Genomic DNA, 22,173 nt, shown 5'->3' on the forward strand with positions numbered 1-22,173 from the left:
TCCTATCTGAAGCCGGGCAGCCAGCCGGATTGTTCGTGGCCCCACACCGGTTCGAGGCTGCCCTGGTATAGCGCCTCGATCACCGGCGGCTCCTGCCAGGGTTCGTTCATGAAGGTCAGGCCGACTTCCTCGACGGTGCGGCCCGACCAGTAGTGCTCGGCGACTTCGTCGAGGGCTTCGAGCGACAGGCTGTGCGGCAGGCGTAAATAATCGAGCCAGCTGGCATCGTGAAAGGAGCAGATGTAGGCGCCCTTGGTCCGCGAGCAGGAGAGGTTCTTGCCGAAGACGCGATCCGGATGCTTGTGGCGGAAGGTCATCGCGTCGGTACGGGTGGCGAACTGCAGCAGGGCATGCAGGCGGCTGGGGAAATGGTTGTAGCGCCGTTGCCGGAAATATTCGAGGTGGTACTCGGCGAAATAATTCTGCACCGACAGCAATTGGTCGCCGGCGCTCGGTGCACCACCCTGCGGCGCGGCCAGTGTGGCGCCGAAGGGGCTGCCCTTGAGGATGTCCCAGCCGGGCAGGTCGGCGCCTGCGTCGAGCCAGCAGAAAAGCTCCAGCGTTGCAGTGTCCTTGATCAGGTTGTCCATGATCCCGTTGGCGTGGTGCGAATCCTGCCATTCTCGCCGATTGCACGGGATTGACCAAACATGGCGCAAGGGAATTTGCTGGAGAAAAAAACAGGCTGGTTTTTTATTTTCAGAGTGGTAAGCTGAAGCTGTGTCGAGTGTGCAGCAAGCCCGACATGCAGTGGCAGTCAATGCTGCGTTGCAGGAGATTCTATGGCAGTTGTCAAAGGAAGCATTTCTTGAGATTACCGTGTAGTACTCCCCATACGGCGTAATGCCGATTGCCCCGACCGGGTGTGTCGGGGTTGCAGCAAACGAAGCCCATGCCTCAACCGCATGGGCTTCACGTTTTCAGGAACGGGAAATGTCGATTCAACGTTACGGCACGACGCGCCGCTATTCCGATGCCGTGGTGCACAACGGCACCGTCTACCTCGTCGAAGTTTCTGCGCTGGCCGATGCCGGCGTCGCCGAGCAGACCGCCGACATGCTGGCCAGCGTCGAGCGTTTGCTGGCGCAACTTGGCAGCGACAAGCGCCATTTGCTGATGGCGACGATCTATCTGGCCGACATGGCCGACTACGATGCCATGAACGCCGTCTGGGATGCCTGGGTGCCTGAAGGTTGTGCGCCGTCCCGCGCCTGCGTCCAGGCCAGACTGGCGAAACCGGAATACCGTGTCGAAATTGCGCTGACCGCCGCCATCGCTCAGGGCTGAACTTCGGCGCTGCAGTCGCAGCCGCTGCCGGCCGATATCCAGCGGGCGCAGAGTCGGCCGAGCAAGCTGTCGGCGCCGGGGGCCAGCAGCAGTCCGCAGTGATAGCGCTGCGCATCCGCCGACCAGGTCAGCGCCGGGCACGGGCCGCGCCGCTGCAGGAAGCGCAAGCGGCCGAGTGGGCAGGTTTCGAGTGCGCAGCAAACCCCGCAGCCATTGCAGGGCTGGCCTTCGGCGGGCTTGGCAGGGGCCTCGCGATGCAGTTCCAGGATGATTTCGCGCACGGCGCATGATGCGGCATCAAGGTGAAGGCCGGCAAGTCGTCCGTGACTGTGCTATATATGCGGATATTGTTAATTCACCGAGACTTTGCCGAATCATGATCGAACAAGACAAACCTGTCGTCTTTGGCACCGAAGACATCCTGATGAGCCTGTGCAACTCGGTGACCGATGTCCTCAATGTCGCCACCCAGAGCCAGATCCGTTATTCCGGCATGGTCCAGCGCATCACCAAGACCTGCCTGAAACCGGATATCGGTTGTTTCGTGTTGTTCGACGGCGGTTTTTCCGGTCTGGTCGTGATCAATTTTTCCGCCTCGGCAGCGATGGAGTTGTACGAGACCTATTTGCTGAGCATGGGCATGGCGAAGGAGGAGCTGGCCAGTTCGCACACCGCCGATGAAGTCAGCAACGTGATGGGCGAACTGATGAACCAGATTGTCGGCAATTTCACCGGCAAGGTCGGGCGTGAATTGCAGACGCACATCACCCAGAATCAGCCGAAGATGCTGGTGCTCAACAAGCAGGTCATGCTCAGCGTCGATACCAACCTGGACAAGCCGGAAGCGCGTCGGGTCACCTTCTATACCAGCCGCAACAACATCTTCTATCTCGAACTGGCGATCGACCGCACCGAGTTCATCAAGCTGTTCGACTTCGATGCCCAGGAAGTCGCCGACCCCGACGAACTGATCGCCCAGGCGGCTTCCGCCAAGGCCAAACCGGCCCCCGTGCAGGCGCCGGCCAACGACCACGACGATCTGCTCAACTCCCTCGGCATGTAAGTGCGCCCCTCAGGGGCGGGCAAGAAACAGTTCCGGATCGACCGGCGTATCGTTGAGGATGACCGTCCAGTGCAGGTGCGGGCCGGTCGAGCGGCCGGTGGCGCCGACGGCCCCCAGGCGTTCGCCGCGGGCAAGGCGTTGACCCACCTGCACATCGATGCGCGACAGGTGCATGTAGATGCTGATCAGGCCCTGGCCGTGATCAAGGAAGACGCTGTTACCGTTGAAGAAATAATCGCCAGTGTCGATCACCGTGCCGGCAGCCGGGGCGCTGACCTGCGCGCCGCTGGGGGCGGCGAAATCGAGCCCGTTGTGCGGGTTGCGCGGCAGGCCGTTGAAAAAGCGGCGCAGGCCGAAACGCGACGACAGGCGGCCGTCGGCGGGTCGTGAGAAACCGGTGTCGGGGTTGCCGGCGCTGAAGCGGCGTTTCAGTTCGGCGGTGTGCGCCTGCTCGCGTTCGATGCGTGCGAGGTCTTCCGGCGAAGGTTCGACCTTGCGTGTTTCCTTGATGGTCAGGCGCTGTTCCGGATAGTTCTTCGTGCCGACCGGAACGCTGATCGTCCTCGACGACGCTGCTTCGGCGACAGTGACTTCCAGCGGTACCGGCAGGGCATCGAGGGGAATGCCAAGCAGGGCGTGCCAGCGTCCGGCGTGAGCGACAACGGCGAGCGGGCTGGTGTCGTGGAAGGCCTGCGGGCGGGGGCGGCTGTCGGGCCCCAGATCGATCACGGCAACACCGCCCGGAACCGCCAGATGCCGTGGCAGTGCAGCGTAGGCGGGGGCGAACGACAGCATGCCGCCGAGCAGCAAGGCGGCGATCAGGCGGGCGCGCGAGCTGGGGTTTGCTGGATTTCTGAAAATGTTACATATAAAAATAAAAACATTTGAAATCTGTGTCGCGTTGCTTTGGGTTGTTTCTGCGGTTTTCATGAAAAAGTCTTTTAAATTATGCTGGTAAATGATTTAATTCGATTTTTCCTGATCGGTAAGTGTCCGGGGTCGTGATTCCGTGAATAGTGAAATACAGCAGCGTCTCAGCGCATTTCGGCAGAAACGCCGGGTACAGGCCGGTTCGCTGATCATTACCGTCTTTGGCGACGCCATTCTGCCCCGTGGCGGCAAGATCTGGCTGGGCAGCCTGATCCGCCTGCTGGAACCGCTGGACCTCAACGAGCGCCTGATCCGGACCTCGGTCTTCCGCCTGGTCAAGGAAGAATGGCTGTGTACCGAAACCATCGGCCGTCGCGCCGATTATGCCCTGACCGCTGCCGGTCGGCGACGTTTCGAAGAAGCCGCCCGGCACATTTACGCGTCGCGGGCGCCCTTGTGGGACCATCGCTGGCGCCTGATCCTCCTGGTTGGCGAACTGCCCCAGAAGACCCGCGAGCAGGTGCGCAGCGCGCTCGCCTGGCAGGGGTTCGGCATGCTCGGCGGCGAATGCTTCGTGCACCCGGGCGCCGACCTGTCGGTGGTGCTCGATGCCCTGGTTGCCGAAGGCCTGTCTTCGGCCTTGTCTGCCCTGCTGCCGCTTTTTGCCGCCGATTCGCGTTCGGCCATGTCGGCCAGTGACGCCGACCTGGTCAGCCGCGCCTGGAACCTGCCGGCGCTGGCCGAAGCCTACGGGCATTTCGTCAGCCGCTACCAGCCGGTGCTCGACGAACTGCAGCGCGATCAGCGCCTAGCCCTGAGCGATCAGGATGCCTTCCTGCTGCGCATCCTGCTGATCCACGATTACCGGCGCATGCTGCTGCGCGACCCGGAACTGCCCGAAGTCCTGTTGCCCGCGCAGTGGCCCGGCCAGCAGGCGCGCCTGCTGTGCAAGGAGATTTACCGGCGGCTGGAGACGGCCTCGTCGCGCCATCTCGACACCATGCTGTGCGTGGCCGACGGCAGCACACCGGTCGAGGACGCGACCCTGGCCAACCGCTTCAGCCAGGACGATCCCTTAAGCCGCTGATTCCTTCTTCAGGTCGACCAGCGGGATCACGCCGGCGATCTCGATACGCCGACGGTCGGCTTCGACTTCCGTCAGCGGTGCCGTTTCGACCATCGTGGCCAGGCAACGCCGGGTCAACTCCTGATAGGTTTTCGTGCCTTCGCCCTTCCAGGCGATTTCCTCGTCGCTCAGCGGGCGGACGACGCGGCCGGGCAGGCCGGCGACCAGCACGCCGTCGGGAATTTCCTGGCCGGCCTTGATGAAGCTGGAGGCGGCGACGATGCTGTTGGCGCCGATCACGGCGTTGTCCATGATCACCGCGTTCATGCCGACCAGCGCGTTGCGCCCGATGCGGCAACCGTGCAGCACGGCGCCGTGGCCGATGTGCCCGTCTTCCTCGACCACGGTATCGGTGCCGGGGAAGCCGTGCATGACGCAGGTGTCCTGCAGGTTGGCGCCGCGCTCCAGGATCAGCCGGCCGAAATCGCCGCGCAGGCTGGCGCAGGGGCCGACGTAACAGCCCGGGCCGACGATCACGTCGCCGATCAGGACGGCGCTGGGATGGACGTAGGCGGTCGGGTCAACCACCGGGGTGATGCCGTCGATGGCATAGACGCGCAGGGAGTTCATGGGGCTTGTCGCTTGGCTGTCGAAGTGCATTATTATAGAACCTGTTTTGTAATGAGGAATTTTTGGCGATGAGCGAGGATACTGACGGCAAGCACGGCGTGCAGTCGATGGAGGTCGGCATGAGCATCCTGCGGGCCATGGTCGACGGGCAGCGCTCGATGATGCTCAAGGACATTGCGGCGGCGGCCGGGATGCCGGCGTCGAAAGCGCACCGCTACCTGGTCAGCCTGATCCGTGCCGGCCTGGTCGAACAGGACCCGATGAGTTCGCGTTACGACCTCGGGCCGTTTGCGCTCAACGTCGGCCTGGTCGCCCTCGACCGCCTCGACCGCGTACGCCTCGGGCTCAATGCCATCGCCGAACTGCGCGACGAGATCAACCAGACCACCGCACTCGCCGTCTGGGGCGACCGCGGTCCGGTGGTGGTGCGCTGGGAAAGGCCGCGCCGGCCGATCACGGTCAATGTCATCACCGGCACCGTGCTCGAACTGCTGTCGTCGGCCACCGGCCGGGTGTTCGCCGCGTGGATGCCGCGCAAGGTCGTCGCGCCGTTGCTCGCTGCCGAGATGAAGGCGCCGGACCTGCCGCCGGAACTGAAGAGCAAGGCCGGTGTTGAAGCCCTGCTGGCCGACGTCAGGGCCAGGGGCTTTGCCACCACCGACGGCTTCCACAAGGTGCCGGGGGTGACGGCAGCGGCGGTGCCGGTGTTCAACTTCCGCAACGAAATCACCATGGCCCTGCTCGCCGTCGGCGTTCAGGGCATGCTCGACACCAGCGCCGACGGTCTCGAAGTCAGCCATCTGCGCCGGCACGCCGAGGCCCTGTCGCTGCGCCTGGGCGCCACCGGCGAGCCAAAGCCGCCGCAATAGCGGGCTCAGGCGAGCCAGGCCGGCGGCCGCTTGTCGAGGAAGGCGGCGATGCCGTCGCGGGCCTCGTCGGTCGCTCGCTGGCGGGCGATGCGGCCCGCCGTTTCCTCGCCCAGGGCGGCGTCGATGGGGCGCCCGGCAACGGCAGCGATCAGGTCCTTGGCGGCGTTCTGGGCCAATGGCCCGCCCTGCAGCAGTGCGGAAGTCAGTTGGTCGATGGCGGCGTCGAGCGCCTCGGGGGCGACCACCTCGCCGACCAGACCAATCGCCAGTGCGCGTTCGGCGCCGATCTTTTCGCCGCTCTGGAAATAGCGCAGCGCGTGGCGCGGGCCGATGGCGCGCAGCACGTAGGGGCTGATCACTGCCGGGATGATCCCGAACTTCACTTCCGAGGTCGAGAAACTGGCGTCGCTGGCGGCAATCGCCATGTCGCAGGCGGCGGTCAGGCCGGTGCCGCCGCCCAGCGCGGCGCCCTGGACGCGGGCGACGGTCGGCTTGCGCAGGCTGGCCAGGGTATGCAGCATGGCGGCGAAATTGCGGGCATCGGCGAGGTTCTGCTCGGCGCCGAATTGCGCCGCCCGTTTCATCCAGTTGAGGTCGGCGCCGGCCGAGAAATGCCGGCCGCGCCCGCCGAGGACGACGATGCGCACGCCAGCATCGGCCTCCAGCTCGCGGCAGGCGGCGGCCAGTTCGCCGATCAGCGTTTCGTCGAAGGCGTTGAAGACGGCCGGACGGTTCATCCAGATCGTCGCCACCGGCCCTTTGCGTTCGATTTCCAGGGTGTCGTACATGCTCGTTCTCCGTCAGCGGTTCTTGAACGCCGGCTTGCGTTTGTCGACGAAGGCGGCCATGCCTTCCTTCTGGTCTTCGAGCGCGAAGGCCGAGTGGAAGACGCGGCGCTCGAACAAGAGGCCCTCGTTGAGCGAGGACTCGAAAGCGCGGTTGACCGACTCCTTGATCATCATGATCACCGGCAGCGAATAGCCGGCGATGGTCGTGGCGGCCTTCAGCGTCTCGTCGAGCAACTGATCGGCGGGAATCACCCGGGCGACCAGGCCGGCTTTCTCGGCTTCGGCGGCGTCCATCATGCGCGCGGTCAGGCACAGGTCCATCGCCTTGGCCTTGCCGACGGCGCGCGGCAGGCGCTGGGTGCCGCCGGCGCCGGGCATGGTGCCGAGGCGGATTTCCGGCTGGCCAAACTTGGCCGTATCGGCGGCGAAGATCATGTCGCACATCATCGCCATCTCGCAGCCGCCGCCGAGGGCAAAGCCCGAAACGGCGGCGATCACCGGTTTCCGGGTCGTCTTGATGCGCTCCCAGTTGCGGGTGATGAAGTCCGTTTTATAGGCGTGCATGTAGTCGAAGTCCTTCATGAAGCCGATGTCGGCGCCGGCGGCGAAGGCCTTCTCGTTGCCGGTGAGGATGATGCAGCCGATGTTCTCGTCGGCTTCGAAGGCGTCGATGGCGGCGGCGATGCCGTCGACCACCTCGTTGTTCAGCGCGTTCATCGCCTCCGGCCGGTTGATGCGGATCAGGCCCACCTTGCCGTGGATTTCACTGAGAACCGTGGTGCTCATGGCAAAAATCTCCAAAAAAAAGGCCGCCCTACCCCGGGCGGCCCGAAGTGCAGTTGTCTTTTAAGCGTGCGTCGGTTCCGGCTTACTGGACGATGGTCCAGTTGCCGTTCTTGACTTCAAGCATGCGGAAGGCCGACAGGTCGAGGCCCATGTGGTCGGTCGGCGACATGTTGAAGGTGCCGCTGGTGCCGACGAAGCCCTTGGTCGCTTCGAGGGCGTCGCGGACCTTGGCCTTGTCGGTGCCGCCAGCGCGCTTGATCGCGTCGACCGCCAGCATCAGGCCGTCGTAGGCATAGCCACCGAAGGTCGACACGTCGGTCTTGTAGGCCGCTTTGTAGGCTTCAGCATAAGCCGTGACCACAGCCTTCTGCGGATCGTTGGCCGGCAGCTGTTCCGGGATCAACTGCGCCGGCGACGGCAGGCGGACGCCTTCGGCAGCCGGTCCGGCCAGCGTCAGGAACTCGTCGGATGCGACGCCGTGCGACTGGTAAAGCGGCAGGTTGATGCCCAGTTGCTTGTAGTTCTTGGTGACGATGGCCGGGCCCTGGCCGAGACCGAACACGAACACGGCCTGGACGCCGGCGGTGTTGCGGATCTTGGTCAGCTGCGGGCTCATGTCGGTATCCTTGGGGCCGTAGGTTTCATTGGCGACCAGGGTGATCCCGTACTTGGCGGCGACGGCTTCCGTTTCCTTCTTGCCGGAAGCGCCGAAGCCGGAGGTTTCGGAGAACAGGGCAACCTTGCTGATGCCGCGCTTCTTCATGTCCTCGAAAACCTTTTCGGCGGCCATGCGGTCGGTATGCGGCGTCTTGAACACCCACTTCTTGACCGGCTCGATGATGACCACGGCACCGGCCAGCGAGATGAAGGGGATGCCGGCACGTTCGACCAGCGGGACGGCCGACATGGTGGCGCCGGTGGTGGTGCCGCCGACCAGGATGTCGACCTTGTCGTCGTCGATCAGGCGCTTGGTGAAGCCGTTGGCCTTGCCGGCGTCGCTACCGTCGTCGTAATGCACGAGTTGCAGCTGGCGACCGAGGACGCCGCCCTTCTTGTTGATGTCGGCGACGTAGAGTTGCAGCGTCTTCAGTTCCGGATCGCCGAGAAAGGCGGCCGGGCCGGTGACCGACAGCACCGAACCGATCTTGATCGGTTCAGCGGCGAAGGCACCGAGGGCACCGAAGGCCAGGGCGGCGCCGGCGACGATTTTCTTCAAGCTTGCATTCATGGATTTGTCTCCTCCTTGAGGTTGTTGTCGAGTACAGCAGAATCAGACACGTTCGATGATCAGGGCAATGCCCTGTCCGACTCCGATGCACATGGTACACAGTGCGAAGCGGCCCTTGCGCCTTTTCAGCTCGTAGGCCGCTGTCGTCACCAGTCTGGCACCGCTCATGCCGAGCGGATGGCCGAGCGCGATCGCGCCGCCATTGGGGTTAACGTGTGCCGCGTCGTCGGCCAGGCCGAGGTCGCGCAGCACGGCCAGCGCCTGGGCGGCGAAGGCTTCGTTGAGTTCGATCACATCCATTTGCGCCAGGCTCAGCCCGGTTTGCGCGAGCACCTTGCGCACCGCCGGGGCCGGGCCGAAACCCATGATCCGCGGCGCCAGGCCGGCGGTCGCCATGCCGACGACGCGGGCCAGCGGCGTCAGGCCGTAACGGCCGGCGGTGGCTTCGGAAGCAAGCAGCAGCGCGCAGGCACCGTCATTGACGCCGGAGGCATTGCCGGCGGTGACGGTCAGGTCGGGGCCGTTTACGCCCTTCAGTTTGGCCAGTTGTTCGAGCGTGGTTTCGGGGCGCGGGTGCTCGTCGGTATCGACCACTTTGGCGTCGCCCTTCTTCTGCGGGATCACCACCGGCACCAGCTCGTCGGCAAAACGGCCGGCGGCGTGGGCGGCGCCCCAGCGCTGCTGCGAGCGGATGGCGAAGGCGTCCTGGTCGGCGCGGCTGATCTTGAAGTCTTCCGCCACGTTGTCGGCGGTCTGCGGCATCGAGTGCGTCTCGTACAGCTTCTTCATTGCCGGATTGACGAAGCGCCAGCCGATGGTCGTGTCGAAGATCGCCGCGTTGCGCGAGAAGGCCGATTCCGCCTTGCCCATGACGAAGGGCGCGCGCGACATGCTCTCGACGCCGCCGGCGATCATCAGGGCGGCTTCGCCGGCCTTGATCGAGCGCGCGGCGAGGCCGACCGCGTCCATGCCGGAACCGCACAGGCGGTTGACCGTGGTCCCCGGCACTTCGACCGGCAGACCGGCCAACAGGCCGGACATGCGCGCGACGTTGCGATTGTCTTCGCCGGCCTGGTTGGCGCAGCCGTAGATGATGTCGTCGACCGTGCGCCAGTCGACCTGTGGGTTGCGTTCCATCAGCGCCTTGAGCGGGATGGCGCCGAGGTCGTCGGCGCGCACGCTGCTGAGGGCGCCGCCGTAGCGGCCGATGGGAGTGCGGATGGCGTCGCAGATGAAGGCTTGGGTCATGGTGCTTTCCTCAGTTCTGCTTCGGGCGTTCGTCGAGCACGCGCTTGGCCTTGCCGACCTGGGTGCGCGGGATGGCGTCGAATTCCATGACGGTGATCTTGGTCGATACGCCGATGTTGGTCTTGATGCGGTGCTGCAGTTCCTTGCCGATCTGCTGGATGTCGGCCGGGCCGAGTTTTCCGGACAGCTCGCGCTGGACTTCGCAACGCACTTCGAGGTTGTCCATGTGGCCGTCGCGGGTGACCACGACCTGGTAATTGCCGGCTAGGCGGGCATCGCGCAGGATCTGTTCCTCGATCTGGGTGGGGAAGACGTTGACGCCACGGATGATCAGCATGTCGTCGGAACGGCCGGTGATCTTGCCGATGCGGCGGAAGGAGCGGGCGGTCGGCGGCAGCAGGCGGGTCAGGTCGCGGGTGCGGTAGCGGATGACCGGGAAGGCCTGTTTGGTCAGCGAGGTGAACACCAGTTCGCCTTCCGAACCGTCGGGCAGGACTTCGCCGGTTTCCGGGTCGATGATCTCGGGGTAGAAGTGGTCTTCCCAGATTACCGGACCGTCCTTGGTCTCGATGCATTCGCAGGCGACGCCCGGGCCCATGACTTCGGTCAGGCCGTAGATGTCGATGGCGTCAAGGCCGAGCTTCTTCTCGATTTCGGCACGCATGCCTTCGCCCCAGGGCTCGGCGCCAAAGATGCCGACCTTGAGCGAAATCTCATCCGGCTTGATGCCCAGGCGCTCGAATTCCTCGGCGATGACCAGCGAGTAGGAGGGCGTGACCATGATGATGTCCGGCCTGAAATCCATGATCTGCTGGACCTGCTTCTCGGTCTGCCCGCCGGACATCGGCACGGCAGTGCAGCCGAGGCGCTCGGCGCCGTAGTGAGCGCCGAGGCCGCCGGTGAACATCCCGTAGCCGTAGGCGACATGGACCATGTCGCCGGCGCGGCCGCCGGCGGCGCGGATCGAACGGGCGACCAGGTTGGCCCAGTTGTCGATGTCCTGCTGGGTGTAGCCGACGACGATGGGCTTGCCGGTCGTGCCCGACGAGGCGTGCAGGCGGGCGACCTTGTCGCGCGGCACGGCGAACAGGCCGAAGGGATAGTTGTCGCGCAGGTCGAGCTTGGTCATGAACGGGAACTTGGCCAGGTCGGCCAGGCACTTCAGGTCGTCCGGATGGACGCCCTTGGCCTCGCACTTGGCGCGGTACGGGGCGACGTTGTCGTAGGTGTGGCGCACCGACCACTTCAGGCGTTCAAGCTGGAGCGCCGAAATTTCGTCGCGGCTGGCCGTTTCGATGGCTTCGAGTTCGCCCGGTTGGGGTTTTCTGGCAGTCATGTTTGTCTCCTCCGTGTTGATTGGCGTCAGGCTCGGTCGGCCTGTTGCAGCCCGGCGATGACTTCGCCGGCAATGCGGTAACTCTTGCCCCGGAACAGGGCGATGGTGGTGCCGTGCTGGTTGCGCACGGTGATGTCGTAGACGCCGGTGCGGCCGGCTGCCGAGCGTTCCGTCGCCTCGGCCTGGAGAATCTCGTCCTCGCGGGCGGGGGCGAGAAAATCGATGTGGCAGGCCGAGGCCACGGTATTGCGGTTGTAGCTGTTGCAGGCGTAGGCGAAGGCGGTGTCGGCCAGCGTGAAGATCATGCCGCCGTGGCAGATGTGGTGGCCGTTGACCATGTCCGAGCGCACGCGCATGGTGAGCAGGGACTGGCCGGGGGCGACGCTGAGGATCTTGATGCCGAAGGCCTGCGCCGCCCGGTCGCGGGCGTACATGGCCTGGGCGGTGGCTTCGGCGAGTGCTTGCGCTTCGCTGGCGCCGAGTTGGGGTTCAGTCATGGAGATTCTTTCCGGCAAAGACGGCGCGACGGATCAGCGGCGAGACGCGGTAGCGGTCTTCGCCGTAGCTGGCGCCAAGGTTGGCGAGTACGTTGCGGATGGTGGCGACGCCGACCTGGTCGGCCCAGGCCAGCGGGCCGCGCGGGTAATTGACGCCCAGGCGCATCGCCGCGTCGGCGGCGGTGGCGGCGCAGACACCCTGGTTGACCGCGTCGGCGGCCTCGTTGGCGAGCATGGCGACAGTGCGCATGACCGCCAGGCCGGGCACGTCGGCCAGCCGCGAGACGGCGTAGCCGGCGGCCTGCAGCAGACCGACGGCGGCTTCGGCGGCGGCCGGTTCGCACTGCGCGGCGACGGCGACGGCGAGGCGGCCGGCGGTTTCGTAATCGAGCGCCAGGTCGACCAGCACGCAGTTGGCGACGCCGTCGCTGGCGGCACGCTCGGTGGCCGAGCGGCCGTCGGTCTGGAAAAGCGCGGCGCGGCCGATTTCGGCGACGCGACCGTCGCTGGACGGTGCCCGGCTGAACGACAGCTTGCCGTGTTGCAGGCGCTCGACGAGGGCTTCGGCGAGCGGCGATTCACCGCAGACGACGATCTTGCCGGCCGGCGTGCGCGGCGCTTCGGTCTGTGGCGCCGGGCGGGTGGCGTCGGCGGAATAATCGAAGAAACCGCGCCCGCTCTTGCGGCCGTAGAAGCCGGCGTCGACCAGTTCCTGCTGGATCAGCGAGGGCAGGAAGCGCGGGTCGTGGTAGAAGGCGCGCCAGACCGAGTTGGTGACGGCGAAATTGACGTCGTGGCCGATCAGGTCCATCAACTCGAACGGGCCCATGCGGAAACCGCCGGCTTCGCGCAGCACGGCGTCGAGCGTCGCCGGGTCGGCGGCGCCTTCCTGCAGCAGGCGCAACGCCTCGGCGTAATAGGGGCGGGCGACGCGGTTGACGATGAAGCCGGGGGTCGATTTGGCATGCACCGGCGTCTTGCCCCAGGCAGCGGCGGTGGCGTACAGCGTGTCGGCGACGGCGCCGTCGGTGGCCAGGCCGGAGACGATCTCGACAAGCGCCATCAGCGGCGCCGGATTGAAGAAGTGCAGCCCGGCCAGCCGCTGCGGGCGCTTGAGCGCGCTGCCGATGGCGGTGACCGAGATCGACGAGGTGTTGGTGCCGAACAGGCAGTCGTCGCCGACGATGGCTTCGAGGTCGGCGTACAGCTTCTGCTTGGCTTCCAGGTTCTCGACAATGGCTTCGACCACCAGCGCGCAGCCGGCCAGGTCGGCCAGGCTGTCTGCTGGTTGCAGGCGAGCACCGGCGGCGGCAGCGTCGGCGGCGCTGAGCTTGCCCTTGTCGGCCAGCTTGGCGAACTGGCCGCGGATATTTTCGATGGCGGCGGCTGCGGCGCCCGGCCGGTTGTCGAGCAGGCGCACCGGGTGGCCGGCTTGCGCCGCGACCTGGGCGATGCCGGCGCCCATGGCGCCGGCGCCGACCACGGCGACGACCGCGGTTTGATGAAGGGCGGCCATCGTCAGTCCCCGGTGAACTTCGGTGCGCGTTTTTCCATGAAGGCAGCGACGCCTTCAGCGTAGTCGGCGCTCCAGCCGAGTTCGCGCATGAAGCCGCCCTCATAGGAGAGCTGCTGCTCCAGCGTGTGGCCGGGGGCGGCGTGCATCGCCTGGCGGGTGCGCACCAGCGCCTTGGTCGGCAGGCTGGCGAGCTGGGCGGCGAGCGCGTCGATGCGGGCGGCGAAGGCGTCGTCGGCGACGCATTCCCAGATCAGCCCCCATTCGGCAGCCTTCGCTGCCGGCAGCTTGTCGGCGAGCAGGGCCAGGCCCATGGCGCGCGCCATGCCGACGCGTTGCGGCAGGAACCAGGTGCCGCCGGTGTCGGGAATCAGGCCGATCTTCGAGAAGGCCTGCAGGAAGGAGGCCGACTGTGTGGCGACGACCAGATCGCAGGCCAGCGCCACCGAGGCGCCGGCGCCGGCGGCGATACCGTTGACCGCGGCCAGGGTCGGCACGCGCAGGTTCTGCAGGCGCAGCACCAGCGGCTTGTAGTTCTTCTCGACGATGTTGCCGATGTCCGGCTGGTGGCCGGCTATGGCCTGCATGTCGGGGTCGGCCAGGTCCTGGCCGGCGCTGAAGGCGCGGCCGGCGCCGCTGAGCACCAGCACGCGGATGCTGCGGTCGGCCTGGACGCGGTCGAGGGCGACGCGCAGTTCGGCGTGCATCTCGCCGGTGAAGCTGTTCAGCTTGTCGGGGCGGTTCAGGGTCAGGCGGGCGATGCCGTTGCTGACTTCAAAACGGATGGTGGCGAATTCCATGCGGCCCCCTCAGATATGGTAACGACGCTGGACGACGACAAACCGGTTGGCGACGAAGGCGGCGTCGGCGTAGGACGCGTTCGCTGCCGGGTTGCCGCCGGTGCCGTGGTAGTCGGAATAGGCTGCCGACTGGTTCACGAAGACGCCGCCGGTCAGGTTGATCGACAGGGCGACCTTGGCGCGCATCGTGGCGGCGGTCATCGCGTCGATGATTTCCGGGCGGGTCGAGTAGATGCCGGCGGTCAGCGCGCCATGCGTCGACACGATGCGTTCGGACAGGGCGATGGCGGCCGGCGTGTCGGCGACCTTGACGATGAAGCTGATCGGCCCGAAGCGTTCTTCCATGTAGGCGGCTTCGTCGGCGGCGTCGCAGGCGAGCAGGACCGGGGTGCGCACTTCGGCGGCCGGGAATTCCGGGTTGTCCAGCTTGCTGGAGGCGAGCACGACGCGGCCGAGGGCGCCGCTGTCGGCGTCCTTGATGCGCTGCAAGGTGTCGGCCGACTGCACGGCGCCGAGCACGGCGAGGGCGACTTCCGGTTTGCTCAGGAAACCGGAGACGGCCTTGGCCAGGTCGGCGCACACTTCGTCGTAGGACTTGTGGCCGTCTTCGGTATCGATGCCGGCGGCCGGGACGAAGATCGCCTGCGAGGTGGTGCACATCTGGCCGGAATAGAGCGAGAGCGTGAACGCGAGGTTGCGCAGCATCGCCTTGTAGGCGTTGGTGGAGTCGATGACGATGTTGTTGACGCCGGCCAGTTCGGCATAGACGCGGGCCTGGCGGGCGTTGTCGACCAGCCACTGGCCGAAGGCGTTGCCGCCGGTGAAGTCGACCGATTTCACGGCCGGATGCGTGACCAGCTTCTGCGTCGCGCTGCGTTCGTTGGCGACGCACAGGGTGACCAAGTTGGGATCGATGCCGTTTTCGGCGAGCACGGCGCGGATCGTGCGCACGGTGATTGCCGCCGGCAGGATGGCGTTGCTGTGCGGCTTGACGATCATCGCGTTGCCGGTGGCAAGCGCCGCGAACAGGCCAGGATAGGTATTCCAGGTGGGGAATGTGCCGCAGCCGACGACGACGCCGACGCCCTGGCCGACGATCTCGAAGTGTTTCTTCATGACCAGCGGCGGGTTTTTGCCCTGCGGCTTGTCCCAGACCGTTTCGGTCGGCACGAAGCTCTGTTCGCGCCAGGCATAGGCGACGGCTTCCAGGCCGCGGTCCTGGGCGTGCGGGGCGCCGGCCTGGAAGGCCATCATCCAGCCCTGGCCGGTGGTCATCATCACCGCGTGGGCAATTTCGAAGCTCTGCTTGTTCAGGCGATCGAGGATTTCCAGGCAGACGCCGGTGCGCCCGTCCACGCCGGCCTTCTGCCAGCCGTCCATGGCCTTCCGGCCGGCGGCGATCAGCACTTCCGGATCGCACACCGGGTAGCTGACGTTCAGTGCTATGCCGTAAGGCGAGCGTTCGCCGCCATGCCAGCCCGTGCTGCCCGGCTGGTCGAGCTCGAAGGCCTGGCCGAGGTGGGCGGCAAACGCCGCCTTGCCATCGTCGGCGGCGGTTTCACCATACGTCTTGGGGCTTGGCATTTCGTTATAGGCGGACCAGTAGCCGCGGGTGCGGATGGCTTCCAGGGCGCCGTCGAGCGTGGCGCGGTGCTTGTTCAATAGTTGCTGGGGCATGGGGTGTCTCCTGGGTGACGGTTTCTGTCGTGCTTCTTTGTTGCAACGATACGAAGTTGTTTTAATAAAGTCAAATAAAGGTATCGTTTTTTTGCGATGATTTTTTGGTTATGTTTAGCAAAATCGATTACTTGTGATATGGTTAATCAATAAAAAACAACATGTTGTGATTAAAATTGCGATTGTTGTTTCTTCGTGTTCTGGATTGCGTAAGTTGTTTCGTGTGTAATTTTTCATATTTCGATACAAAAATCGTTGACATGGCTTGTCAGTGTGTATCATTATTTCTCCGTCGCCTCGCCAAACCGGTGCGGTGCCCAAAACGACCACGATATTTCGATTGAAGGAGGAGCTATGGCTGCCAACAAGGAGCGTTTTTCGGACAAGATGGAATTCCCGCCGGAAATCCAGCAACCCAACGTCTATCCGCTGTCCTGGAACAGCAAGACCAAGAAGTTGCAGGAAGTGTGGGAAGCGGCGCGGCGCGAGGACTGGGATCCCGAGAAGTTGCCGTGGGACACGCTGGACCTGGAAAGCTATACCTGGGAAGAGCGTGAATCGATCGCTTACTGGTGGAGCCTGTTGTCGGTGTTCGACGCCTCCGCCCCGCCGGTCTTCGCCGAAGCGCTGATCAAGACCTATGAAGTGCATGAGGAAGATCCGGTGCGCAAGTGCTTCTTCTCGGTTACCCGCGACGAGCAGAACCACGAGATCATGTGCGGCCTGGCCATCACCAAGCTGCTCGGTCATCCCGATCCGATCACTTACCAGCCGAAGACCGAACTCGGCAAGCGTCTGCAGAAGAACGTGCAGTGGCTGTACTTCAACGGTGCCCGCTACTGGAACGGCTACAAGCAGGCGGTGCCCAAGTACGACCTGGCCGTGCTGTTCTCGTCCTTCCTGATGGGCGAGATCGCTGCCGCCACCATCTTCAAGCAGATGTACGACAACTCCCGCGAGGCCGTCTTCAAGGAAGGCTTCAAGAACATTGGCCGCGACGAAGGTCGTCACATGGCCATCTGCATGGCGGTCATGGAGCGCGATTACCCGGGCCTCAAGGAAGAAACCAAGGCCGTCGTCACCAAGCAGATCCGCGCCGGTTACCTGTTCCTGTCGGCCGTGCTGTTCGAGCCGCCGATGGAGTTCTGGGACCTGCCGGCCGACTTCATCGACAACCAGCGCGAGGCCGAGGAAGTGGCCCGCGGTGCCGGCTTCGGCATCCCCAGCTACGAGGCGAAGAAGGAAAACTGGCGCAACGCGATGATCAACCTCAAGGGCGTTCTTGACCGTTACAACATCCCGTTCCCGGCGATCCCGGAAGTCGGCATCACCGGCCAGGAAGTCAGCGACGTCGACCTGGACGACATCATCCCGGTCTTCTGATGCGCCTCATCCGCCCGTCAGTCTGATCGACAGCCGGTGCCCCTGACGGGGCGCCGGCTTTGCCACAACAGAGAACACAGGATAACAAGGGGAAGACAAATGGCTCGTATCATCATGCAGCCGTCCGGTAAATCGGTCGAATGCAATTATGGCGATACCGTTCTGATGGCGCTGGAGAAGGCCGGCTACGCGCTGCCCAACAACTGCCGCGCCGGTGCCTGCGGCGAATGCAAGGTCAAGGTCACGCAGGGTCAGTTCGACCAGGGCATGGTCCTCGACATGGCGCTCTCCCAGGACGAGCGCAAACAGGGCTACGGCCTGATGTGCATGGCCAAGCCGATTTCCGAGGAAATCACCATCGAGTGGGGCACCGAGGATGCCAAACCGAAACTTTTCCCGCCGCGTGAGGATGCGCTCTTCGTCGTCGTCGACAAGCGCTCGATTGCTGCCCGTGTGGTTGAACTGAGGCTGCGCCCGGTCGGCCAGCCGATCCGTTACTGGCCCGGCCAGTACGTCACCCTGGGCAATCCGCGGGCCGATGTGCCGGCGCGGGCCTATTCGATTTCCAACGCGCCGCGCCCGGATGGCGAATTGGTGCTGCAGATTGCCCGCCAGGAAGGCGGCGTCACCAGCAACTGGGTGCATGAGCAACTGGGTATCGGCGAGAGCGTCAAGGTTTCCGGCGCCTACGGCACCTTCATCGGCGATCCTTCAGTCGATACGCCGGTTCTCTGCCTGGCTGCCGGCACCGGTCTGGCACCCGTGCTGGCACTGGCCGAGGCCGCCCTGCGCCGCGGTTTCCGGCGACCGGTGACGATGCTGTTTTCGGCGCGCAGCCGCGAAGACGTCTATGCCGAGGGCCTGATGGCCTGGTGGCGGACCAAGCACCGCAATTTCGATTACAAGGTCACGCTCACCCGCGAGCAGCGCGAGGGCTATCTGAACGGGCGGGTAGACGCGGTCCTGCCGAAGATGTTTACCGATCTGTCCAGGCACACCATTTTCGCCGCCGGCAGTCCGGAGTTCGTCGACGCCTGTGTTCAGGTCGTCAAGCAATTGGGCGCCAAACCCGAGCTGATCCACACCGAAGGCTTCTTCTCGCAGCAACAGCCCGAGGTTCCCGACAGCGATCACCTGTTGCCAAGCTAGTCGCCCGAACGGGACAATGCGCGATAAACACACGGAGGAGACAATATGACAACGACCCGTCAACGGGCAGGGAGCCACCATGCTGGCTGAGTTCCTGCAATTCCTGTTTTCCGGCATCACCGTCGGTGCCACTTATGCGCTGGCGGCGCTCGGCTTCACGCTGATCTACAACGCCAGCCACGTGATCAACTTCGCCCAGGGCGAATTCATCATGCTCGGCGGCATGCTGGCCGTGCTGTTTGCCCAGATGGGCCTGCCGCTGCCGGCGGTGTTGCTGCTGGCCATCCTGGTGCCGGCAATCGTCGGCGTGCTGGTCGAGAAACTGGCGATCGAACCGGTCAAGGGCGCCGAGACAGTGACCCTGATCATCATCACCATCGGTGCCTCGCTGGTCATCCGCGGTCTGATCCAAGTCTGGCTGGGCAAGAACACCTTCAGCCTGCCGGCTTTCTCGGGTGACGAACCGATCCACGTCCTCGGCGCCACCTTGCTGCCGCAGAGCCTGTGGGTGCTCGGCATCACTGCCCTGGTCGTGGTCGCGCTCTGGTACTTCTTCAACCGCACCTTGCAGGGCAAGGCCATGCTGGCGACCTCGGTCAACCGGCTGGCCGCCGAACTGGTCGGCATCAACACCAGCTGGGTGCTGTTCATGAGCTTCGCCATGTCGGCTGCGCTCGGTGCGCTTGGCGGCATCCTGATCACGCCGATCACCATGACTTCCTACGATGTCGGCATCATGCTCGGTCTCAAGGGCTTCGTCGCCGCTGTCGTCGGCGGTCTGGGCAACGGTCTGGGCGCGGTGGTCGGCGGTCTGTTGGTCGGCATCCTCGAAGCGATGGGCGCCGGTTACATCTCGTCGGCGTACAAGGACGCGATTCCCTTCGTGCTCATCCTGCTGATTCTCTTCTTCATGCCGCGCGGCCTGTTCGGCGGTAAATCGACGGATCGGGTGTAAGCATGAACAAGCGCATTTACTACGGCCTCTACGGCCTGATCGTGATCTTGCTGGTGCTGCCCTTCGTCGTGCCCAACAATTTCTACCTCGACCTCGCGGTGCGCATGGCGATCAACGCCATCATCGTCATCGGGCTCAACCTGCTGATCGGCTTTGCCGGCCAGATCAGCCTCGGTCACGCCGGTTTCCTGGGCATCGGTGCCTATGCCTCGGCGGTGCTGCCGATGCATTTCGGCTGGCACCCGGTGACCGCCATGCTCACCGGGGCCCTGGCCTCGGCCCTGCTGGCGGCGCTGGTGGCCAAGCCGATCTTCAAACTGAAGGGGCATTACCTGGCGATGGCGACGCTCGGCCTGGGCATCATCATCAACATCGCGTTGCGCAATGAAGCCCAGTGGACCGGCGGTCCCGACGGCATGCCGGTGATGCCGATGGCCTTGTTCGGTTTCGAGATCGGCTCCGACCGCCAGTGGTACTGGGTGGTGGCAGCGCTGCTGGTGCTGACCGTGTGGGGCTCGCTGAACCTGATCGACTCGCCCTTCGGGCGGGCGCTGCGGGCGCTCCACGGTTCCGAGGTGGCATCGCAGGTGGTCGGCGTCAACGTCGCCCGCTACAAGGTGTCGATCTTTGTCCTGTCGGCCTTCTCGGCCAGCATCATGGGCAGCATCTCGGCGCATTACATCGGTTTCATCAGCCCCAACTTCGCCGACTTCTTCCATTCCATCGAACTGGTCACCATGGTCGTCATCGGCGGCATGGCCTCGGTCTACGGCTCGATCGTCGGCGCCGTGCTGCTGACGGCGCTGCCGCAGGCGCTGGCGACCTTCGAGGGCTGGGAAACGGTCGCCTTCGGCGCCATCCTGATGCTGTGCATGATCTTCATGCCGCGCGGCCTGGTGCCGACGCTGGCGGCACGCTTCAGCAAGGGGGACGACAAATGAGCCTGCTCGAAGTCAAGGATCTGTCGATTCATTTCGGCGGCGTCAAGGCCGTCCAGAATGTCAGCTTCAGCATCGATTCCGGCATCGTCTATTCGGTGATCGGCCCCAACGGTGCCGGCAAGACGACGCTGTTCAACCTGATCACCGGCGTGTATACGCCGACCAGCGGGGAAATCCGTCTCGACGGCGAAATCATCCAGGGCAAATCGCCGGATGAGCTGGCACGGCGGGGTATGGCGCGGACCTTCCAGAACCTGCAGATCTGCATGAACATGAGCGCCATCGAGAACGTCATGGTCGGCGCCCATCTGCGGCTGGATCGCAACCTGTTCAAGGCGATGCTGCGCCTGCCCGCGCTCAAGCGGCGCGACGAGGCGCTGCGTGAAGAGGCTGCCGGATTGATGGAATTCGTCGGTCTCGGCGAATATGTCGGCGCGCGCGCCGACGCCATGTCCTACGGCGCGCTCAAGCGCCTGGAAATCGCCCGTGCGCTGGCGATGAAGCCGCGTCTGATCTTCCTCGACGAGCCGGCCGCCGGCCTCAACCCCAAGGAAACCCAGGAAGTCGACCATCTGGTGCGCAAGGTTGCCGATTCGGGCATCACCGTCGTTCTCGTCGAACACGACATGAAGATGGTGATGAACCTCTCCGACCGCATCCTGGTGCTCGATTACGGCCGTCGTCTGGCCGAAGGGACCGGCCAGGAAGTGCGCGCCAATCCCGATGTGATCGCCGCCTACCTCGGCACCCACGCCTGACAGGGACGAGACATGAAAACACTGACCATCATTACCGAAGAACACCAGAATCTCTGGCGCATCGCGATCACGCTCGACGCCGTGGCGCTGGAAATGGAAGCCGGCGAGCCGGTCGATCCGGCTTTCTTCAGCTCGGTTTTCGACTACATCGAGCAGTTCATGGATGCCTGTCATCACGCCAAGGAAGACGATCACCTGTTCCCGGCCATGCGTTTGCGCAGCCCGGAAGCGGCAGCCGTCCTCGACCGCCTGCAGGCCGAACATCGTAACGGTCCCGAAGTGCTGCGTTCGTTGCGCGCGCAACTGGCGGCGACGGCAGCCGGGACGCTGGGCAACGCCGAGTTCATCGGCGCCTTGCGCATCTACACGCAGAGCCTGAAGGCGCACATCCGGACCGAGGAAAAGGACGCCATGCCGCTGGCCCGCGAGGTGCTGACCGCCGAGGACTGGGAGAGCATCGACCGGGCTTTTGCCGATAACGACGATCCGCTGTTCGGCGAGCAGGCGCGGGTCGAGTACCGCCAGCTCTACCACCGCATCGCCAGCCTGGCGCCGGAATCGGTGGGCCTCGGCGCGCACAGCGGCGGCGAGCTGGAACCCGGCGGCCACTACGCGGCCGGCGACATCCTGCTCCACGTCAGCGCCCTGGAAAGCTGCTACGGCCGGATCAAGGCCTTGAAGGGCATCGACCTCGAAGTGCGCAAGGGCGAGCTGGTCGCTCTGGTCGGCGCCAACGGCGCCGGCAAGACGACCTTCCTGCGCACCCTGTCGGGCGTGCAGCCGATGAGCGGCGGGCGCATCTTCTTCGACGGCGAGGACATCAGCGGCCTACGTGCCGACCAGCGCGTGCGCCGCGGCATTTGCCAGAGCCCGGAAGGGCGGCAGGTGTTCGGTCCGCTGTCGATCGAGGACAACCTGCGCCTGGGCGCCTACACCCAGCCGAAGGCCGGGGTCGAGGCGGAACTGGAAAAGGTCTTCGCGATGTTCCCGATCCTCAAGGAAAAGCGCCACCTGCCGGCCGGTACGCTGTCCGGCGGCCAGCAGCAGATGCTGGCCATCGGCCGGGCGTTGATGGGGCGGCCGAAGATGCTGCTGCTCGACGAACCGTCGATGGGCCTGGCGCCGCTGCTGGTCGAGGAGGTGTTCAACGTCGTCAAGTCGCTGAAGGCACAGGGCATGACCATCCTGCTCGTCGAGCAGAACGCCTTTGCCGCGCTGGCCATCGCCGACCGCGGCTATGTGCTGGAAACCGGCGCGGTGACGCTGACCGACAGCGGCCAGGCACTGATCGCCAACGAACAGGTGCGCGCCGCTTACCTCGGCATGTAG

The 22,173-nt window shown here is 64.8% G+C and carries 23 protein-coding genes; 10 read left to right on the plus strand and 13 right to left on the minus strand.

What is annotated here, in order from left to right; genetic code table 11:
• Window positions 1-2 precede the first annotated feature (2 nt).
• Entirely contained in the window at window positions 3-590 is a 588-nt protein-coding gene (locus tag G471_RS0105035; RefSeq protein WP_028994370.1) for a hypothetical protein, read from the minus strand.
• A gap of 343 nt (window positions 591-933) precedes the next feature.
• On the opposite strand from G471_RS0105035, the gene G471_RS0105040 reads away from it, so the two are divergent.
• A complete protein-coding gene (locus tag G471_RS0105040) occupies window positions 934-1,287 on the plus strand; it encodes a RidA family protein (protein ID WP_028994371.1) in 354 nt (117 codons plus the stop codon).
• Here G471_RS0105040 and G471_RS0105045 read toward each other — a convergent pair.
• Window positions 1,278-1,568, minus strand: coding sequence for a hypothetical protein (locus G471_RS0105045; RefSeq protein ID WP_028994372.1), 291 nt, complete (start codon window positions 1,566-1,568; stop codon window positions 1,278-1,280). The genes G471_RS0105040 and G471_RS0105045 overlap by 10 nt on opposite strands.
• Window positions 1,569-1,663: 95 nt before the next feature.
• On the opposite strand from G471_RS0105045, the gene G471_RS0105050 reads away from it, so the two are divergent.
• A complete protein-coding gene (locus G471_RS0105050) occupies window positions 1,664-2,350 on the plus strand; it encodes a DUF3334 family protein (protein WP_028994373.1) in 687 nt (228 codons plus the stop codon).
• 9 nt (window positions 2,351-2,359) lie between these two features.
• Here G471_RS0105050 and G471_RS0105055 read toward each other — a convergent pair whose 3' ends face one another.
• Window positions 2,360-3,145 (minus strand): peptidoglycan DD-metalloendopeptidase family protein, encoded by a 786-nt coding sequence (locus G471_RS0105055; protein WP_051295337.1) that lies wholly within the window; start codon window positions 3,143-3,145, stop codon window positions 2,360-2,362.
• 214 nt (window positions 3,146-3,359) lie between these two features.
• On the opposite strand from G471_RS0105055, the gene paaX reads away from it, so the two are divergent.
• Window positions 3,360-4,307 (plus strand): phenylacetic acid degradation operon negative regulatory protein PaaX, encoded by a 948-nt coding sequence (gene paaX / locus G471_RS16760; RefSeq protein WP_081700107.1) that lies wholly within the window; start codon window positions 3,360-3,362, stop codon window positions 4,305-4,307.
• Here paaX and paaY read toward each other — a convergent pair.
• Window positions 4,296-4,916 carry a phenylacetic acid degradation protein PaaY gene (paaY, locus tag G471_RS0105065; protein ID WP_028994375.1) on the minus strand — a complete coding sequence of 207 codons (621 nt, stop codon included), beginning with the start codon at window positions 4,914-4,916 and terminating at the stop codon, window positions 4,296-4,298. The two genes, paaX and paaY, sit on opposite strands and share 12 nt — an antisense overlap.
• A gap of 68 nt (window positions 4,917-4,984) precedes the next feature.
• Here paaY and G471_RS0105070 point away from each other — a divergent pair, with 68 nt between their 5' ends.
• The gene (locus tag G471_RS0105070; protein WP_028994376.1) at window positions 4,985-5,785 is read left to right on the plus strand and encodes an IclR family transcriptional regulator; all 801 of its coding nucleotides are present in this window, start codon (window positions 4,985-4,987) and stop codon (window positions 5,783-5,785) included.
• Window positions 5,786-5,790: 5 nt separating this feature from the next.
• Here G471_RS0105070 and G471_RS0105075 read toward each other — a convergent pair whose 3' ends face one another.
• The 9 genes from G471_RS0105075 to paaN form a co-directional block, all read right to left on the minus strand.
• Window positions 5,791-6,573 (minus strand): enoyl-CoA hydratase/isomerase family protein, encoded by a 783-nt coding sequence (locus G471_RS0105075; protein WP_028994377.1) that lies wholly within the window; start codon window positions 6,571-6,573, stop codon window positions 5,791-5,793.
• A gap of 12 nt (window positions 6,574-6,585) precedes the next feature.
• Window positions 6,586-7,359 carry an enoyl-CoA hydratase gene (locus G471_RS0105080; RefSeq protein ID WP_028994378.1) on the minus strand — a complete coding sequence of 258 codons (774 nt, stop codon included), beginning with the start codon at window positions 7,357-7,359 and terminating at the stop codon, window positions 6,586-6,588.
• Between the two features lie 82 nt (window positions 7,360-7,441).
• A complete protein-coding gene (locus G471_RS0105085) occupies window positions 7,442-8,587 on the minus strand; it encodes an ABC transporter substrate-binding protein (protein ID WP_028994379.1) in 1,146 nt (381 codons plus the stop codon).
• 42 nt (window positions 8,588-8,629) lie between these two features.
• Window positions 8,630-9,835, minus strand: coding sequence for a 3-oxoadipyl-CoA thiolase (pcaF, locus tag G471_RS0105090; RefSeq protein WP_028994380.1), 1,206 nt, complete (start codon window positions 9,833-9,835; stop codon window positions 8,630-8,632).
• A 10-nt stretch (window positions 9,836-9,845) separates the two neighbouring features.
• Window positions 9,846-11,171, minus strand: a complete 1,326-nt coding sequence (gene paaK, locus G471_RS0105095) for a phenylacetate--CoA ligase PaaK (protein ID WP_028994381.1) — start codon at window positions 11,169-11,171, stop codon at window positions 9,846-9,848.
• Window positions 11,172-11,197: 26 nt separating this feature from the next.
• On the minus strand, window positions 11,198-11,668 hold the full coding sequence (gene paaI / locus G471_RS0105100) for a hydroxyphenylacetyl-CoA thioesterase PaaI (RefSeq protein ID WP_028994382.1): 471 nt from the start codon (window positions 11,666-11,668) through the stop codon (window positions 11,198-11,200).
• Entirely contained in the window at window positions 11,661-13,184 is a 1,524-nt protein-coding gene (paaH, locus tag G471_RS0105105) for a 3-hydroxyacyl-CoA dehydrogenase PaaH (RefSeq protein ID WP_051295295.1), read from the minus strand. Before paaH ends, paaI begins: the two co-directional genes overlap by 8 nt.
• 2 nt (window positions 13,185-13,186) lie before the next feature.
• Entirely contained in the window at window positions 13,187-13,981 is a 795-nt protein-coding gene (gene paaG / locus G471_RS0105110) for a 2-(1,2-epoxy-1,2-dihydrophenyl)acetyl-CoA isomerase PaaG (RefSeq protein WP_028994384.1), read from the minus strand.
• 9 nt (window positions 13,982-13,990) lie between these two features.
• Window positions 13,991-15,658, minus strand: coding sequence for a phenylacetic acid degradation protein PaaN (gene paaN / locus G471_RS0105115; RefSeq protein WP_028994385.1), 1,668 nt, complete (start codon window positions 15,656-15,658; stop codon window positions 13,991-13,993).
• A 354-nt stretch (window positions 15,659-16,012) separates the two neighbouring features.
• Here paaN and G471_RS0105120 point away from each other — a divergent pair, with 354 nt between their 5' ends.
• The 6 genes from G471_RS0105120 to G471_RS19590 all read left to right on the plus strand — a co-directional run bounded on the left by G471_RS0105120 (window position 16,013) and on the right by G471_RS19590 (window position 22,173).
• Complete coding sequence (locus tag G471_RS0105120; RefSeq protein WP_028994386.1) at window positions 16,013-17,041, plus strand: hypothetical protein; 1,029 nt, start codon at window positions 16,013-16,015, stop codon at window positions 17,039-17,041.
• A gap of 99 nt (window positions 17,042-17,140) precedes the next feature.
• Window positions 17,141-18,190 (plus strand): 2Fe-2S iron-sulfur cluster-binding protein, encoded by a 1,050-nt coding sequence (locus G471_RS0105125; RefSeq protein ID WP_028994387.1) that lies wholly within the window; start codon window positions 17,141-17,143, stop codon window positions 18,188-18,190.
• A gap of 79 nt (window positions 18,191-18,269) precedes the next feature.
• Complete coding sequence (locus G471_RS0105130; protein WP_028994388.1) at window positions 18,270-19,145, plus strand: branched-chain amino acid ABC transporter permease; 876 nt, start codon at window positions 18,270-18,272, stop codon at window positions 19,143-19,145.
• A 2-nt stretch (window positions 19,146-19,147) separates the two neighbouring features.
• A complete protein-coding gene (locus G471_RS0105135) occupies window positions 19,148-20,086 on the plus strand; it encodes a branched-chain amino acid ABC transporter permease (RefSeq protein ID WP_028994389.1) in 939 nt (312 codons plus the stop codon).
• Complete coding sequence (locus tag G471_RS0105140; protein WP_028994390.1) at window positions 20,083-20,844, plus strand: ABC transporter ATP-binding protein; 762 nt, start codon at window positions 20,083-20,085, stop codon at window positions 20,842-20,844. Before G471_RS0105135 ends, G471_RS0105140 begins: the two co-directional genes overlap by 4 nt.
• 12 nt (window positions 20,845-20,856) lie before the next feature.
• A complete protein-coding gene (locus G471_RS19590; RefSeq protein ID WP_081700108.1) occupies window positions 20,857-22,173 on the plus strand; it encodes an ATP-binding cassette domain-containing protein in 1,317 nt (438 codons plus the stop codon).

It is taken from the genome of Azonexus hydrophilus DSM 23864 (assembly GCF_000429605.1).
In the GTDB taxonomy this organism is placed as follows: Bacteria; Pseudomonadota; Gammaproteobacteria; order Burkholderiales; family Rhodocyclaceae; genus Azonexus; species Azonexus hydrophilus.

What these genes read in the sequence shown, in the direction of transcription:
- paaN (WP_028994385.1), bottom strand. Translation starts at nt 15,658, where the DNA reads ATGCCCCAGCAACTATTGAACAAGCACCGCGCCACGCTCGACGGCGCC.
- G471_RS0105040 (WP_028994371.1), top strand. Translation starts at nt 934, where the DNA reads ATGTCGATTCAACGTTACGGCACGACGCGCCGCTATTCCGATGCCGTG.
- paaI (WP_028994382.1), bottom strand. Translation starts at nt 11,668, where the DNA reads ATGACTGAACCCCAACTCGGCGCCAGCGAAGCGCAAGCACTCGCCGAA.
- G471_RS0105125 (WP_028994387.1), top strand. Translation starts at nt 17,141, where the DNA reads ATGGCTCGTATCATCATGCAGCCGTCCGGTAAATCGGTCGAATGCAAT.
- G471_RS0105075 (WP_028994377.1), bottom strand. Translation starts at nt 6,573, where the DNA reads ATGTACGACACCCTGGAAATCGAACGCAAAGGGCCGGTGGCGACGATC.
- paaH (WP_051295295.1), bottom strand. Translation starts at nt 13,184, where the DNA reads ATGGCCGCCCTTCATCAAACCGCGGTCGTCGCCGTGGTCGGCGCCGGC.
- G471_RS0105085 (WP_028994379.1), bottom strand. Translation starts at nt 8,587, where the DNA reads ATGAATGCAAGCTTGAAGAAAATCGTCGCCGGCGCCGCCCTGGCCTTC.
- paaY (WP_028994375.1), bottom strand. Translation starts at nt 4,916, where the DNA reads ATGAACTCCCTGCGCGTCTATGCCATCGACGGCATCACCCCGGTGGTT.
- G471_RS0105055 (WP_051295337.1), bottom strand. Translation starts at nt 3,145, where the DNA reads ATGCTGTCGTTCGCCCCCGCCTACGCTGCACTGCCACGGCATCTGGCG.
- G471_RS19590 (WP_081700108.1), top strand. Translation starts at nt 20,857, where the DNA reads ATGAAAACACTGACCATCATTACCGAAGAACACCAGAATCTCTGGCGC.
- G471_RS0105140 (WP_028994390.1), top strand. Translation starts at nt 20,083, where the DNA reads ATGAGCCTGCTCGAAGTCAAGGATCTGTCGATTCATTTCGGCGGCGTC.
- G471_RS0105130 (WP_028994388.1), top strand. Translation starts at nt 18,270, where the DNA reads ATGCTGGCTGAGTTCCTGCAATTCCTGTTTTCCGGCATCACCGTCGGT.
- G471_RS0105070 (WP_028994376.1), top strand. Translation starts at nt 4,985, where the DNA reads ATGAGCGAGGATACTGACGGCAAGCACGGCGTGCAGTCGATGGAGGTC.
- G471_RS0105120 (WP_028994386.1), top strand. Translation starts at nt 16,013, where the DNA reads ATGGCTGCCAACAAGGAGCGTTTTTCGGACAAGATGGAATTCCCGCCG.
- G471_RS0105135 (WP_028994389.1), top strand. Translation starts at nt 19,148, where the DNA reads ATGAACAAGCGCATTTACTACGGCCTCTACGGCCTGATCGTGATCTTG.
- G471_RS0105080 (WP_028994378.1), bottom strand. Translation starts at nt 7,359, where the DNA reads ATGAGCACCACGGTTCTCAGTGAAATCCACGGCAAGGTGGGCCTGATC.
- paaG (WP_028994384.1), bottom strand. Translation starts at nt 13,981, where the DNA reads ATGGAATTCGCCACCATCCGTTTTGAAGTCAGCAACGGCATCGCCCGC.
- paaK (WP_028994381.1), bottom strand. Translation starts at nt 11,171, where the DNA reads ATGACTGCCAGAAAACCCCAACCGGGCGAACTCGAAGCCATCGAAACG.
- G471_RS0105050 (WP_028994373.1), top strand. Translation starts at nt 1,664, where the DNA reads ATGATCGAACAAGACAAACCTGTCGTCTTTGGCACCGAAGACATCCTG.
- pcaF (WP_028994380.1), bottom strand. Translation starts at nt 9,835, where the DNA reads ATGACCCAAGCCTTCATCTGCGACGCCATCCGCACTCCCATCGGCCGC.
- G471_RS0105035 (WP_028994370.1), bottom strand. Translation starts at nt 590, where the DNA reads ATGGACAACCTGATCAAGGACACTGCAACGCTGGAGCTTTTCTGCTGG.